Source organism: Pseudomonas cyclaminis (genome assembly GCF_015163715.1).
Taxonomy (GTDB): Bacteria; Pseudomonadota; Gammaproteobacteria; order Pseudomonadales; family Pseudomonadaceae; genus Aquipseudomonas; species Aquipseudomonas cyclaminis.
In genome coordinates, this window is record NZ_JADDUM010000158.1 from 26,962 (window position 1) to 40,270 (window position 13,309).

Consider the following 13,309-nt stretch of genomic DNA (forward strand, 5'->3'; position numbering starts at 1 on the left):
GAGGTTTCCCGAAATGGAACAGGTACATCGCGCAATACATGAGGCAGTTCTGGAGGCGGGGCCAGAGCAACTGGCTCACCTTATGGGCATGAGCCATACCGCGCTGCTCAATCGCAGCAACCCCAACGATGACTCGCACCGGCTGCCCTAACGCTGGAAGACACCCACCTCCCTGCCAAGTACGACGAGCAGTCGCATGTGCTTATCGAGAGGGAAGAAGCCGCGAGCAAGATTTACGCTGCGCGGTTTGCCCGTTCAGATGATGCGCTCAGCATCATCGCCCGAACGACTATGGCCGTTACCACCTTGGAAGATTCCATTTCACGCACGACGGCCTATGAAAAAGCCGGGGCCGACGCGATTTGCCTCGTCGGGGTGAAAGACTTCCACCACTTGGAAGCACTCACGGCACATCTCAGTGTGCCGATCATGCTGATCAATTATGGAAATCCGGCTCTTAGTGATGTTGAGAAACTGAGTGCTGCCAATGTACGGATTGTGGTCAATGGGCATGCACCGTACTTGTCCGCAATCAAAGCCACGTACGAGGCGCTGCGCGAACAAAGCGGCACAGAAGGAAGCGAGCTTTCGCTTCCTGATCTGCTTTCTAAATACACACTCTCGGACAATTACCGTGAGTGGGCGAAAACTTATTTGAAGTCAGGAGATGATTCAAATTGAATTTGAAACAGGTGAAATAAAGCGTCATGAGATCCTGGCCTTCAACCGCGTCTCGCCGACGCGTGTCCTGATTTTGGTGCTAGGCGTTATTCTTTTTCAGGCTTTCGGGGCTGCCAGCGCACAGACCATCCATCACCAGATTCATCAATCTGGCGAGACGCAAGCGCCATTCGCTTTGGGCATCCATTTGCCATATTCCCGCGATGGCTAGAAAAAAGTCGTCGTTTGTAATCCCGCTACGAATCGTTCCTGCCTGTTCATTTGCCCTCAAAAGCAACTCGGCAGCTCCTTGGACAGGAGCGTATCCCGACTTCCCAGGGAACTCGTAAACGGAAGCAGCTTGTTGGATCGCAGCAGCGAGTCCTGCCTTTGTCATTGCATATTCAGCGAGGCAGTCCATCCATTCTCGGAGGGCTTCCTTAGGTGGTTTTGTCGCCAGTAGCTCCTCCGCCAACGCGGCCACCTGCTGCATTTCGAATTGATAGACCTCGAATACCAACTTCTCCCTAGTAGGGAAGTGACGATAGAACGTGCCTTGGCCTACCCCTGCCTTCTTCGCAATCGTACTTAACGCAATCGTAGGATCACTTGTCAGTTCTATTACTGCGACCTCCAGAATCCGTTCCCGGTTTTTCTTGGCGTCAGAACGCATTACCAACTCATCAGGCATGAGCAAAATATTCCTTCATTGTATTGCTAAGCGGACAGTTGTCCGGTACGGTTTGGAAGTGGACAGTTGTCCGCTTAGGCATCGTTTCTGGAGTTTACTATGAACAGCACTGGCAACACGATTCTGGTTACTGGCGGCACCTCAGGCATCGGCCTCGGTCTGGCGCTAAGATTTCACAAGGCGGGCAACAAAGTCATCATCGCGGGACGTCGCAAGTCTCTGCTCGACAAGATCGTGTCGGAACATCCTGGCATTGAATCAGTATTGCTGGACGTCTCTGATGCCCAATCCATCCAACGCACCAGCGAAGCGCTTGCGATCAGCCATCCGAATCTGAACGTTCTCATAAACAACGCTGGGATCATGCACTGGGAGGATCTGACCGATCCGGAAAGCCTGAACACCGCCGAAGATATCGTGACAACGAACTTACTTGGCACGATTCGCATGGTGTACGCATTCACTCCCCATCTGATCAAGCAGACCCGTGCAACGATAGTGAATGTCAGCTCGGCGTTGGCATTCGTACCGCTGCCTGCCACACCGACCTACAGTGCAACTAAAGCGGCGGTTCACTCGTTCACTCAAAGTCTTCGAGTGCAGCTAGAAGCCTCGCCAGTCGAGGTCATCGAGCTTGCGCCACCAGGGGTACGTACCACCTTACTTGGGCAGGAAAATGACGAGCACGCGATGCCATTGGAGGATTTTTTGGATGAAATCTTCGAACTGCTCAAGACTGTTCCGACCCCACTGGAACTCGTAGTCGAGCGCGCCAAGCCATTACGGTTTGCTGAAGCGAGCGGTTCACATGATGAGGTGTTGAAAATGCTTGCCGGATACAAACCACCAGCAGAGTAACGTTTACCTTGTGGGCACACCTGATGCGTCCAAAAAAGTAGCTAGCATCTGCCTGCTGGGCGCACAGTTTTTTTGTTGCTCCTATTCATCTTGGGAAAAGGGCGGCACAGCTGATCAGCCAATTGGAGCGCATCCATGGATGCGGTGCGCAATCTCACGCCCATAAATTTGGCCGACAGCGGAGCAGTCCGATACAGCCTGAAACGCTGGCCTGCGCATCTGGCAAGTGGGATTGGCCATCCCTACCGCATGACCAGGCGTCCGCCTCAAATCACAGTAACTGTAAGGCATATTCTACTTAGCTAAATGAGCCATTCGTCGAGCGCCGACGGCGTCGGTTGACAGGGTAACTCTCCTTCTAGAATATATAGCGCACTATATAATAGTGAGCTATGAAATGACCTCAAGCCGGAAGCGAGTGGGTACCCAGCTGTCTTTTTCACTCTACGCGGCGGCAAATCGGGTCGTGCGATTGCACAAGCCCTATCTGGATCCGTTGGGCCTAACCTTCCCTCAGTACCTGGTCATCCTGGAGCTTCTAAACGGTTCGCCACTCACTGTGGGAGCACTCGGAACCCGGCTTGCGATGGACGCTGGAACCATAACGCCATTGCTGAAAAGGCTTGAGGTTGCCGAACTCGTCAGCCGCACACGGGATCCTGCCGACGAGCGCCGCGTGATGATCGACCTGACGCCTAATAGCCGCATGTTGGAAGCTGAAATTCGGGGAATCACTAGCAAAATTAAGTCAGCTTGCCAGCTTGATGAGCGGGGTATCGATGAGCTTCGACAAACACTCGATGCGCTCGGTTACCCAGACGAAAGCGCTCCGGACAACCGCATGCATATGGATCGTGTGCCGATTACTGACAGCGATTCTTAAATAGCCTGATTTACCTGAGCCAGTCGACATGCGGGCCCCCTCAAGGCTGTGTGACACGCTTAATTCATTCGCATATCCAACCAAACAGTCACTTGAGTATTGGTTGTAGTAAAGGAGGTTGAAGTGAAAATCGGTATTATCGGCGCCGGCAATATTGGGGCTACCCTTGCCCGTAAGCTCGCTGCGTGCGGCCATGAAGTTAAGCTGGCAAACTCGAAAGACCCTAGCAGTATCCGGAACCTTGCCAATGAAATCGGCGTGAACGCAGTAACCAAGGAAGATGCGGTTTCCGGGGTAGACGTTGTTGTCCTCTCAATCCCCTTCGCAAAATACCCGGATCTCAAACAGACGTTGAGCAGTGTTCCGGCGAAAACCGTCGTCATTGACACGTCCAATTATTATCCTGGGCGCGACGGGGCGATCAAGGAAGTTGACAACGGCAAGCCTGAGAGCATCTGGGTAAGTGAACAGATTGGCCGCCCGGTGATTAAGGCTTGGAACGCTGTTCTCGCAGCGACTCTTGCCGACAAGGGTCAACCAGCGAGGTCTTCAGAGCGCATCGCCTTACCTGTTGCCGGAGATGATATTAATGCTGAGGCAATCGCCCAGGATCTTGTCGAGGATACGGGCTTTATCGCGCTTGCCGCAGGCACTCTTGAAGACTCATGGCGCCAGCAACCAGGTACACCTGCCTACTGTACCGAGTTGACATTGCCCGAATTGAAAGTGGCGCTGCAGGCAGCAGACAAAGCACGAGCGCCACAGAACCGCGACGCACTGATCGCCAGGTTCATGGCTCCCGGCAGTCAGTTCACTCACGCGCAAATTGTTGCCACGAATCGCGCCATGACGATCTGACTATCGGATTTAGGGGGATTCTTATCTAGAATCACCCTTAACTGATCAAGTTGTCGAATTCAACTGTTCACTTAAAAGGGGCAGAGCAGAAGAGTACCAAGCTCAGCGTCCGGATAAGAGCGGTGGATGTCGCACCTTTCCTGGACTCGGCGCTGAAAAAAGCAGCCCGACACGCCGTCCCTACAAAATGAGATTCGACCGGCGAGATTGCCATTCTTCCTGAGGGTCGGGCCGGCATCATTGGCGAACACCACCTTCAGCTCGCGCGCCCGGTTTCCCCGCCACTGATCCCAGGCCTTCGCCTCCGCGCCTGAGTAAGCGTCCGGCGAAGTCACCTACCCGATCCCTGCGATAAGGGCGATGTTCTCCACTTAAAAATACGTGGACACCATCGCCCTTATCTTCAGGATTGCCATGCGCCAAAGAACTTCTTATCCCAAACTTTTCAAAGCCCAAGTCGTCCAGGAATGCCTGCAACCTGGCGTGTCCATGGCCAGGGTAGCCCTGCGCCATGGCATCAACGCTAACTTGGTTCGAAAATGGATACCCGTTTATCATGATCGTCAGGCGCCGGCGTTGCCCGCTTTCGTCCCGATGAAACTAGAGCCCGCGACTCGGCCTTATCAGCAAATGCCTGTCAGTATCGAGATCCCTTTCGGGCAGCAAAAATTAACCGTGCACTGGCCATCTTCAGACCCTGAAGGGTGCGCCCGTTTTATCCGTGAGCTTGCCCAGTGATCCGCATCGACTCTATCTGGCTCGCCACCGAACCCATGGATATGCGCGCCGGTACCGAGACTGCACTGGCCAAAGTGATCGCGGTATTCGGTGCGGCGAAGCCGCACAGTGCTTATCTCTTTGCCAATCGCCGCGCTAACCGGATGAAAGTCCTGGTGCATGACGGCGTGGGCATCTGGCTTGCAGCGCGACGATTAAACCAAGGCAAGTTTCAATGGCCCGGCATCCGTCACGGATCGGAAGTCGAACTCGATAACGAGCAACTTCAAGCCTTGGTACTGGGTTTGCCGTGGCAGCGGGTCGGCGCGGGTGGTTCGATCACAGTGCTGTAGCACCGGCTATTAGCCTATCGGTTTATCGTCGCTGAAGGCCTGCTCTGGCAGAATCAGCGGCATGACTTCCTCTCCCAATCTCGACCAGATGACACCGGAACAGCTGCGCGCCTTGGCCGAACAGGCCATTCAGTTGCTGTCCCAAGTCGACTCCATGGGCCAGAAAATCCACCGCCTGGAAACGGTCAACGAGCAACTCGCACATGAGATCGCCATCCTCAAGCGGCACAAGTTTGCCAAGCGCAGCGAACAGCTCAATCCTGACCAGGGCAGCTTGCTAGATGACCTGCTCGATGCTGATATTGCAGCCATCGAAGCAGAGCTAAACGCGGTCAATCCGCGACCTGCACCGACCGAGCCACGCCAAAAACCCAAGCGTGCGCCGCTGCCACCACAGTTCCCACGCACCGTGATCCGTCACGAGCCAGAAAATACGCAGTGCACCTGCGGCTGCCAGCTTCAACGCATCGGCGAAGACGTCAGCGAGAAGCTCGATTACACACCCGGCGTGTTCACCGTCGAACAGCATGTGCGTGGGAAATGGGCCTGCCGGCAGTGCGAAACGCTGATCCAGGCGCCGGTGCCGGCCCAGGTAATCGACAAGGGCATCCCGACCGCAGGCCTGCTGGCGCATGTGATGGTGGCGAAATTCGCCGACCACTTGCCGCTGTACCGCCAAGAGAAAATCTTTGGCTGAGCAGGGCTGATGATCGCACGCTCAACGCTGGCACAATGGGTTGGACAAACCGGCGTACAGCTTCAGCCTTTGGTCGATGCGTTGCGCGAAGCGGTGCTGGCCGAAAGCGTAATTCATGCCGATGAAACTCCGGTGCAAATGCTGGCACCCGGCGAGAAGAAAACCCACCGATCGTATGTCTGGGCCTACAGCACGACACCGTTTTCGGCGCTCAAAGCCGTTGTTTACGACTTCAGTCCAAGCCGAGCGGGCGAGCATGCGCGCAACTTCCTCGGCTCCTGGAACGGAAAATTGGTGTGCGACGACTTTGCCGGCTACAAGGCAGGCTTCGAGAAAGGCATGACTGAAATCGGCTGCATGGCTCATGCCCGCCGCAAGTTTTTTGATCTGCACGTGGCGAATAAAAGCCAGTTGGCCGAACAAGCACTGCACTCAATTGGCGGCCTATATGAAGTTGAACGCCAAACACGGGACATGAGCGATGAGGATCGTTGGCGAATACGGCAGGAAAAGGCTGCTCCGATAATCGCAACGTTACATGACTGGATGTTGGCCCAGCGCGATCTGGTGCCCAACGGATCAGCAACGGCCAAAACTCTGGATTACAGCCTTAAACGCTGGGTAGCGCTGACGCGCTACCTTGATGACGGAGCTGTGCCCATCGACAATAATCCAGTCGAAAATCAGATCCGACCATGGGCTCTCGGGCGCTCGAATTGGTTGTTTGCCGGGTCGCTTCGCAGTGGTAAACGAGCGGCGGCGATCATGAGCTTGATCCAGTCTGCACGGCTGAATGGGCATGATCCGTATGCCTATCTCAAAGATGTGCTAACTCGGTTGCCGACGCAGCGGGTGAGTGAGATCGGCCAGTTGCTGCCGCATCAGTGGAGACCGGTGTAGTGGCAAACAGTGTGTCCATACAGGATTGTATCAGTTGATTTTCTTGGCTTTATGCGGCAGATTCATGCCATGAACAGTTACAGTTTCCGTTGCGCAAGTTCAATTATTATCGCCTTCACATAGTTGGTGGGGCTGCGTACGATCTGCCGAACCCCGCCTCAAAAGCGGGGTTTTTCATTCCTGCTTCTGAGGCTCATACAGGAGCACAGGAATGGACGCACTTACCCGAACTCTCAAAGAAACAATCGAGGCCGCTGATCGCGCTATCACAGCCGAAGACTTCGACGAACTGATGAAATTTTATGCGGATGACGCCAGTCTCGTGGTCAAACCAGGATTGACCGTCTCAGGCAAAGAGAGCATCCGCCGAGCTTTTGTCGCCATTGCGGATCATTTCAATAACAGCATCGTTGTCACACAGGGGGAGATCCAAGTTATACAAGGAGGTGATGTAGCTCTCGTTATCATGGAGACCTTGCTACAGGCCACGGATAAGGCCGGTGTGAAAATTGAGATTTCGCGCAGGGCGACCTACGTGTTTCGACAAATCACGGAAAAGTGGCTATGCGTAGTGGACAACTCCTATGGGACGACGCTACTTGATAGCGTCGTCGGATCGTAGGACGTCAAAAGGGGTAGTGCCTATCTCCTGCAAGTAGGCTCCATCACACACAACGAAAGGCGGCAGTTTAGCTATCAGCAAGGTGTGTCTGCCAGACGCTTACGCGCCTGACACTCATGACTATCTGTGACTGCTCTGGCTGGCAGGTCAATCATCAGCCTGCCTATCTAAAGTCGCTCAAGTCTTCCAGTGCGCCTGGTGGTCAGGATTGGGCTGCATCGGTATCGGACAGCTGCCGAGAGCCAGGCTGCGCAGGTCAGCCCATCTTCCAATCACACGCACAAAATTTCTGGGTATGAGGAGAACTCATGCCCCCATGACTTTTAATGGTTACAGCCCCTCTAGTCCACGGTGTTAAAAAATCGCAAACACAGCTCATCAACAACAAAAAAGAGCGTTTGCAATCATGACTAAGCCCCACTGCCGCGTCCTCGCCAGCCCTGTGCTGCGCTCTTCGTACCCCGACGGTTACCACCCGATCTTCACGATCCGCGTGCGCTTCTGATCACCCAAAAAATCCAAAAAGAGTAACGACTCATGAAAGAACTCGACCTGTACATCGGTGAAGGTTTCGAAGGCCCGGGCGTGAACGCCGCACACATCAACATTCTGATCGGTCCGCGTAACGGTCCGGCGGGGCAGGCGTTTGCCAACAGCCTGGCGTCGCCGAGCCAGGGGCATTGCCCTTTTATGGTGATCGCCCAGCCGAACATTCCGGTCAAGCCGATGACCCTTTACGTCAACAAAGCCGCGATCAGCAGCGATTTGCACGGCAACGCCACCTGGGGCGCGTCCCAGGCGGGGATCGCTAAAGCTGTTCTGGAGGCGCTGCTGGACGGCACCTTGCCGCCGGAAGCCGAGGACGAGTGGGCGATTGTAACGGCCAACTGGGTCAACCCGGCCTGTGATGACCTGGATGCGGTGTACCTGAACAACTACAACGCCTGCCGCACCGCGATCCGTGCCGCCCTGACCGGCAAACCGGAAACCGCGCAACTGGCTGACGTGGTCGGTCACATCAGCAACCCTTTCTACACGCCAAAAGCCTGAGGTCTGCGCCATGCAATACATTCGTTTGGGCAACTCCGGCCTGCAAGTCTCCCGCCTGTGCCTGGGCACCATGAACATGGGCACTGCGGACTGGAAACCCTGGATCTTCGATGAAAAGCAAAGTGAGCCCATCGTCGCCCATGCACTCGATAATGGGGTGAACTTCATTGACCTGGCAGACTTCTATTCCGCTGGTGTCGGTGAAGAAGTGGTCGGGCGCATCGTCAAGCGTCTGGCCCGTCGTGAAGACGTGGTCATCACCACCAAGGTTGGCTACGGCACCCGCAACGGCATCAATGCCAGCGGCCATTCGCGCAAGCACATCATGGACAGCATCGACGCCTCGCTGAAGCGCTTGAAGATGGATTACGTCGATGTGTTCATGCTGCATTATTTCGATGTGAATACTCCGGTTGAAGAAACCATGAGCGCGATGAATGACATCGTGCGCTCCGGCAAGGCCCGCTACATCGGCGTGTCGACCATGCTCACCGGACAACTGGCGAAGATCCTCATGGCCTGCGAGCGCAATGGTTGGGTCAAGCCGATCAACATGCAGTTGCAACTGAACTGCGCCTACCGCGAAGAAGAGCGCGAGATGATTCCGTTCTGCCGCGACCAAGGCATCGGCGTCTCGGTGTTCAGCCCGCTTGCTCGCGGCTTGCTGACCGGAGACGTGCAATCGACCCGCAACCAGACCGACTTTTTCACCCAGCAGATGTACAGCGACGAAGCCTCGTTCGAGATTGCTCGTTCGGTGCAACGCGTGGCTCGCGCCCGTGGCGTTTCGAATGCTCAGATCGCCCAAGCCTGGGTCGCCAACCATCCGGGCGTCGATTGCATGCTGGTCGGAGCCGACACCACTGCGCAGTTCGACAGCGCCCTGGCTGCGCTGGAGACCAAACTTGATGCCGAAGAACTGCAGGAACTGGAGCGCAACTACACCCCGTGCGACGTAATCAACGATTACACCGCCGGCAAACGCATCCTGCGCTCGGCCCGCCCGGGTCTGGAACGCTTTACTCTGACCGAGGCTGTCGCATGAGCACGCTGATCCGTAATGGCAATTTCATCGATGGCCAATGGTCGAGCGGTGGTGTCACCTATCCGGTGTTGAACCCGGCCAATGGCGAACTGATCGCCGACGTGCAAAGGGCCGGCGCCGAAGAAACCAACCTCGCCATCGCTGCGGCCAATCGTGCCCTGCCGGCCTGGCGAAAATTGACCGCCAAAGAACGCAGCCAGCGCCTCAAGCGCTGGAGCGAACTGATGCTGAGCAACCAGAAAGACCTGGCCACTTTGCTCAGCCGTGAACAGGGCAAACCGCTCGCCGAAGCCATGGGTGAGGTGGTCTACGCCGCAAGCTTTCTGGAGTGGTTCGCCGAAGAGGCCAAGCGCGCTTACGGTGACGTGATCCCCAGCCACAAGGCCGACGCGCGAATCATCGTGGTCAAGGAAGCCATCGGCGTGGTCGCAGCGATCACCCCTTGGAACTTCCCGCTGGCGATGGTCACGCGCAAGGTCGGTCCGGCGCTGGCGGCGGGTTGCACGATGATTCTCAAACCGTCAGAAGAGACGCCTTTGTCAGCCTTCGCTTTGGCGGTGTTGGCCGAGCAGGCGGGCATTCCGGCCGGGGTGTTCAACGTCATCTCAGGTGACGCCGTGGCGATTGGCGGGGCGCTGCAAGCGTCCGGCATCGTGCGCAAACTGTCGTTTACCGGCTCGACACGCACCGGCAAGCTGCTGATGCGCCAAGCGGCCGATACGCTGAAAAAAGTCTCGCTGGAACTGGGCGGAAACGCGCCGTTCATTGTGTTTGACGATGCTGATCTGGACGCCGCCGTCAAAGGCGCCATGGCCTCAAAATTCCGTAATACCGGACAGACCTGCGTCTGCGTGAACCGCTTCTTTATCCAGGACGGCGTTTACGAAGCGTTCACCGGCAAACTCGCCGAAGCGGTCGCCGCGATGCGCGTCGGCAGTGCGCTGGATGGTGAGACCGAGCAAGGTCCACTGATCAACGCGGCGGCGTTGGCCAAGGTTGAGTTGCACGTGAGTGACGCCTTGGCGAAAGGCGCCACGCTGTTGTGCGGCGGCCGCAGACATGCGCTGGGCGGCACGTTCTACGAGCCGACCATCCTCACCGACGCCAACAGCGACATGCTCATCGCCCAGGACGAAACCTTCGGCCCGGTAGCCGCATGCTTTCGCTTCAAGGACGAAGCTGAAGTATTGCAACGGGCGAATGACACACCTTACGGATTGTCGGCGTACTTCTACAGCCGCGACATCGGCCGTGTCTGGCGCATGGCCGAAGGCCTGGAAGCAGGCATGGTCGGGATCAACGAAGGCATCATCTCCACGGAAGTCGCGCCGTTTGGCGGCATCAAGGAATCGGGTCTGGGGCGCGAAGGCTCCAAGTACGGTCTGGAAGATTACCTGGAAATCAAATACCTGTTGATGGGCGGCCTCTAGCCCCCCAACCGTAACCTCTGTGGGAGAGCAAGTCAGCTCCCACAGATTCAAGCGCTATCGGTTTCATTTCTCCGTCAATAACAACAACTGGAGACGAACATGTCCGCTCAATCGATAAAGATCGACGACCTGCCCATCGGGCGCTTCCACCTCAAAATCGCCGGTCTCACGTTCGGCGCGCATCTCACCGACGGCTACATCCTGGGCCTGATCGGCATTGCTTTCACATTGCTCAGCCCGCAGATGCAGCTCGATGCCTTCTGGCAAGGCCTGATCGGCGCTTCGGCACTGATTGGCCTGTTTGTTGGCAGCCTGTTCTTCGGCTGGATTTCCGACAAGGTCGGTCGGCAGAAAATCTTCCTGGTCAGTTTTGTCCTGATCACCATTGCTTCGGTCATGCAGTTCTACGCCGAAACTGCGATGCAGCTATTCCTCTGCAGGGTGATAATCGGCATCGGCCTGGGCGGCGACTTCAGCGTCGGGCACGCGATGCTCGCCGAATTCTCACCGAAAAAACATCGCGGCGTATTGCTCGGTTCATTTAGTGTCATCTGGACCTTCGGCTACGTCGCCGCGACCTTCGTCGGTACGGCGATGCTCAGTCTGGGGGATGACGCCTGGCGCTGGATGCTGGCCTCGTCGGCGATCCCGGCAGCGTTGATCCTGATTGCGCGGATCGGCACCCCGGAATCACCGCGCTGGTTGGTCAATCAGGGGCGAATCGCCGAAGCACGGGCAATTGTCAAAAAACACCTGGGCGATAACGTCGAACTCGATGAAACCCGCTCCACCGAAACCCGCTCCGGCTACGCGGTGCTGTTCAGTCGTGAGTACCGTAAACGCACTGCATTTAACTGCCTTTTCTTCGTCTGCATCGTCATGCCGTACTTCGCTATCTACACCTTCCTGCCGTCGATCCTGCAGAACATGGGCCTGGCGGAGGGCTTTGGCACCGAATTGATGCTCAACATGCTGCTGATCCTCGGCGCGTTGATCGGCATCTGGTGCACGGTGAAGTTCTCGCGGCGGGGCTTCCTGATCAATTCGTTCATCATCCTTGCGGTAGCCTTGCTCCTACTGGCGGTATTGCCGGGCAGTGCGGCGTTCCTGATGGTGCTGGTGTTCGGCGTGTTCACGCTGGTGTTGTCGGCAGTGAGCAACCTGGTGGGCGTGTTCCCGGCCGAGAGCTTTCCGACCGAAGTGCGAGCCAGCGGGATTGGCCTTGCTACGGCTGTGAGTCGCTTGGGCTCTGCGGTCAGCACGTTCCTGTTGCCGGTCAGCGTGGCCGGTATCGGCTTGAGCCCGACCATGGGCATATTGGCGGCGATTCTGGCGTTGGGGGCGATCATTTCCTGGGCTTGGGCGCCGGAGACCAAATCCCTGACGCTGAGCCAGGCGTGCAAGGCGCAGAGTCCAGTGGAGAGCGGGGCGCCTGTGGCCACAAAAGTCGCAGCCCCAATCTAAAACCCACCACACACCCAATGTGGGAGCGGGCTTGCTCCCACATTTGAATGTCGGTGTTTCAGGGATTGCTGACCAATCCCAACCAATCCGTAAACAACCGCACTTTCGACAACCCTTGCTTATCATTCGCCACATCCAGCCAATACCCATAAGGCCCAAGCACTTCCACCGCAGTGATCGGCAACAGGCTGCCATTCGCCAGTTCCTTTTCAATCATCTGTCGGTCAATCACCGCCAATCCACCACCGGCCAGTGCCGTATGAATCACCTGGTCCAGCGTGCTGAATTCCAGCCCTTGCGCGGCATCGACATCCTCGCGACCCATCGCCGCCAACCAGTTCTCCCACACCTTCAAGCGTTTGCCGTCATGCAGGATGTGCAGCAGCGGAAACCGCCGCAGATCCGGCGGCTGGCCGTTGACGAACAACTCCGGGCTGGCCACCGCGATGTGCCGTTCCATCACCAGCAACTGACTGTTGCAATGGCTGACCGCTTCGAGGCCGAAACGAATGTGGCAGTCGATTTCCGCGAGGCTCTCGTAGCCGTTTTGGTGGGTCACGCTGAGGCTGATGTCCGGGTAGCGTTGACAGAATGCGCGCAAGTGCGCCGACAACCAGCGAGTGGCCCAGGTCGGTGGTGCGACGATGCGCAGGCGTTGGCGCAGGTTGGGCACGCGCACTGCTTGCAGGGCGCGTTCTACGTGGTCGAAGGCGTCGCTCAGTTGCGCTGACAGGGCGCGGCCGGTTTCGGTCAGTGACAGGCCTTGGGGCGTACGGATGAAAAGCGTCACACCGAGATAGTCTTCAAGCTGCTTGATCTGACGGCTGACTGCGCCTTGGGTGACGTTCAACCCCAAAGCCGCCTGGCTGAAACTGCGATGCCGTGCGACTTCTTCAAAGACGCGCAGCATGTTGAGCGAGGGCAGTTGACGCATGAAAGGGTGACTCCGTACCCGCCTTCGACGCTGTAGTGCGCGGGCAGGTTTATTATTTTTGGTGAGTATTGTTTAGGGTGTATCTGACTCCTGTGGCATGGGTTGATGCAAGTGTTGTTTGGGCCGACGTCTTCGCGAGCAAGCCCG

Annotated in this window: 14 protein-coding genes and 1 pseudogene; 13 read left to right on the forward strand and 2 right to left on the reverse strand. The window is 56.7% G+C overall.

The genetic code is table 11. From position 1 onward, the window contains the following. The first annotated feature begins 13 nt into the window (after positions 1–13). Together IQK56_RS31540 and IQK56_RS19520 are read left to right on the forward strand one after the other, a co-directional pair. A complete protein-coding gene (locus tag IQK56_RS31540) occupies positions 14–151 on the forward strand; it encodes a phage regulatory CII family protein (protein WP_318283952.1) in 138 nt (45 codons plus the stop codon). 47 nt (positions 152–198) lie between these two features. Further along, a complete protein-coding gene (locus IQK56_RS19520; RefSeq protein WP_341869531.1) occupies positions 199–681 on the forward strand; it encodes an isocitrate lyase/phosphoenolpyruvate mutase family protein in 483 nt (160 codons plus the stop codon). 79 nt (positions 682–760) lie between these two features. Here IQK56_RS19520 and IQK56_RS19525 read toward each other — a convergent pair whose 3' ends face one another. After that, positions 761–1,351 (reverse strand): TetR/AcrR family transcriptional regulator, encoded by a 591-nt coding sequence (locus IQK56_RS19525; protein WP_193861754.1) that lies wholly within the window; start codon positions 1,349–1,351, stop codon positions 761–763. 99 nt (positions 1,352–1,450) lie between these two features. Here IQK56_RS19525 and IQK56_RS19530 point away from each other — a divergent pair, with 99 nt between their 5' ends. From IQK56_RS19530 to IQK56_RS19580, 11 genes and pseudogenes are all read left to right on the forward strand, one after another. Continuing rightward, positions 1,451–2,209, forward strand: a complete 759-nt coding sequence (locus IQK56_RS19530; protein WP_150761500.1) for an SDR family oxidoreductase — start codon at positions 1,451–1,453, stop codon at positions 2,207–2,209. 418 nt (positions 2,210–2,627) lie between these two features. Next, the gene (locus tag IQK56_RS19535) at positions 2,628–3,092 is read left to right on the forward strand and encodes a MarR family winged helix-turn-helix transcriptional regulator (protein ID WP_224794973.1); all 465 of its coding nucleotides are present in this window, start codon (positions 2,628–2,630) and stop codon (positions 3,090–3,092) included. 123 nt (positions 3,093–3,215) lie between these two features. After that, complete coding sequence (locus IQK56_RS19540) at positions 3,216–3,950, forward strand: NAD(P)-binding domain-containing protein (RefSeq protein WP_193861752.1); 735 nt, start codon at positions 3,216–3,218, stop codon at positions 3,948–3,950. Between the two features lie 381 nt (positions 3,951–4,331). Next, entirely contained in the window at positions 4,332–4,688 is a 357-nt protein-coding gene (gene tnpA / locus IQK56_RS19545) for an IS66-like element accessory protein TnpA (RefSeq protein ID WP_341869532.1), read from the forward strand. Then, on the forward strand, positions 4,685–5,020 hold the full coding sequence (gene tnpB, locus IQK56_RS31220) for an IS66 family insertion sequence element accessory protein TnpB (protein WP_150676402.1): 336 nt from the start codon (positions 4,685–4,687) through the stop codon (positions 5,018–5,020). The genes tnpA and tnpB overlap by 4 nt, the downstream gene beginning before the upstream one ends. A gap of 61 nt (positions 5,021–5,081) precedes the next feature. Beyond that, positions 5,082–6,617: pseudogene (gene tnpC / locus IQK56_RS19555) on the forward strand (IS66 family transposase). 211 nt (positions 6,618–6,828) lie between these two features. After that, on the forward strand, positions 6,829–7,239 hold the full coding sequence (locus tag IQK56_RS19560) for a YybH family protein (RefSeq protein WP_150761496.1): 411 nt from the start codon (positions 6,829–6,831) through the stop codon (positions 7,237–7,239). A gap of 537 nt (positions 7,240–7,776) precedes the next feature. Further along, on the forward strand, positions 7,777–8,289 hold the full coding sequence (gene fae / locus IQK56_RS19565; RefSeq protein WP_150676399.1) for a formaldehyde-activating enzyme: 513 nt from the start codon (positions 7,777–7,779) through the stop codon (positions 8,287–8,289). A gap of 10 nt (positions 8,290–8,299) precedes the next feature. Continuing rightward, positions 8,300–9,334 carry an aldo/keto reductase gene (locus tag IQK56_RS19570; protein ID WP_193861751.1) on the forward strand — a complete coding sequence of 345 codons (1,035 nt, stop codon included), beginning with the start codon at positions 8,300–8,302 and terminating at the stop codon, positions 9,332–9,334. Continuing rightward, positions 9,331–10,764: an NAD-dependent succinate-semialdehyde dehydrogenase gene (locus tag IQK56_RS19575; RefSeq protein ID WP_150676397.1), complete on the forward strand. Its 1,434-nt coding sequence runs from the start codon at positions 9,331–9,333 to the stop codon at positions 10,762–10,764. Before IQK56_RS19570 ends, IQK56_RS19575 begins: the two co-directional genes overlap by 4 nt. 99 nt (positions 10,765–10,863) lie before the next feature. Continuing rightward, the gene (locus IQK56_RS19580; RefSeq protein ID WP_150761494.1) at positions 10,864–12,228 is read left to right on the forward strand and encodes an MFS transporter; all 1,365 of its coding nucleotides are present in this window, start codon (positions 10,864–10,866) and stop codon (positions 12,226–12,228) included. Between the two features lie 58 nt (positions 12,229–12,286). Here IQK56_RS19580 and IQK56_RS19585 read toward each other — a convergent pair whose 3' ends face one another. Then, a complete protein-coding gene (locus tag IQK56_RS19585) occupies positions 12,287–13,162 on the reverse strand; it encodes a LysR substrate-binding domain-containing protein (RefSeq protein WP_193861750.1) in 876 nt (291 codons plus the stop codon). Positions 13,163–13,309 lie beyond the last annotated feature (147 nt).

Excerpts from the sequence above, each read along its gene's own strand:
- IQK56_RS19585 (WP_193861750.1), bottom strand. The coding sequence starts at position 13,162 with ATGCGTCAACTGCCCTCGCTCAACATGCTGCGCGTCTTTGAAGAAGTC.
- IQK56_RS31540 (WP_318283952.1), top strand. The coding sequence starts at position 14 with ATGGAACAGGTACATCGCGCAATACATGAGGCAGTTCTGGAGGCGGGG.
- IQK56_RS19525 (WP_193861754.1), bottom strand. The coding sequence starts at position 1,351 with ATGCCTGATGAGTTGGTAATGCGTTCTGACGCCAAGAAAAACCGGGAA.
- IQK56_RS19570 (WP_193861751.1), top strand. The coding sequence starts at position 8,300 with ATGCAATACATTCGTTTGGGCAACTCCGGCCTGCAAGTCTCCCGCCTG.
- IQK56_RS19575 (WP_150676397.1), top strand. The coding sequence starts at position 9,331 with ATGAGCACGCTGATCCGTAATGGCAATTTCATCGATGGCCAATGGTCG.
- IQK56_RS19560 (WP_150761496.1), top strand. The coding sequence starts at position 6,829 with ATGGACGCACTTACCCGAACTCTCAAAGAAACAATCGAGGCCGCTGAT.
- IQK56_RS19580 (WP_150761494.1), top strand. The coding sequence starts at position 10,864 with ATGTCCGCTCAATCGATAAAGATCGACGACCTGCCCATCGGGCGCTTC.
- fae (WP_150676399.1), top strand. The coding sequence starts at position 7,777 with ATGAAAGAACTCGACCTGTACATCGGTGAAGGTTTCGAAGGCCCGGGC.
- IQK56_RS19530 (WP_150761500.1), top strand. The coding sequence starts at position 1,451 with ATGAACAGCACTGGCAACACGATTCTGGTTACTGGCGGCACCTCAGGC.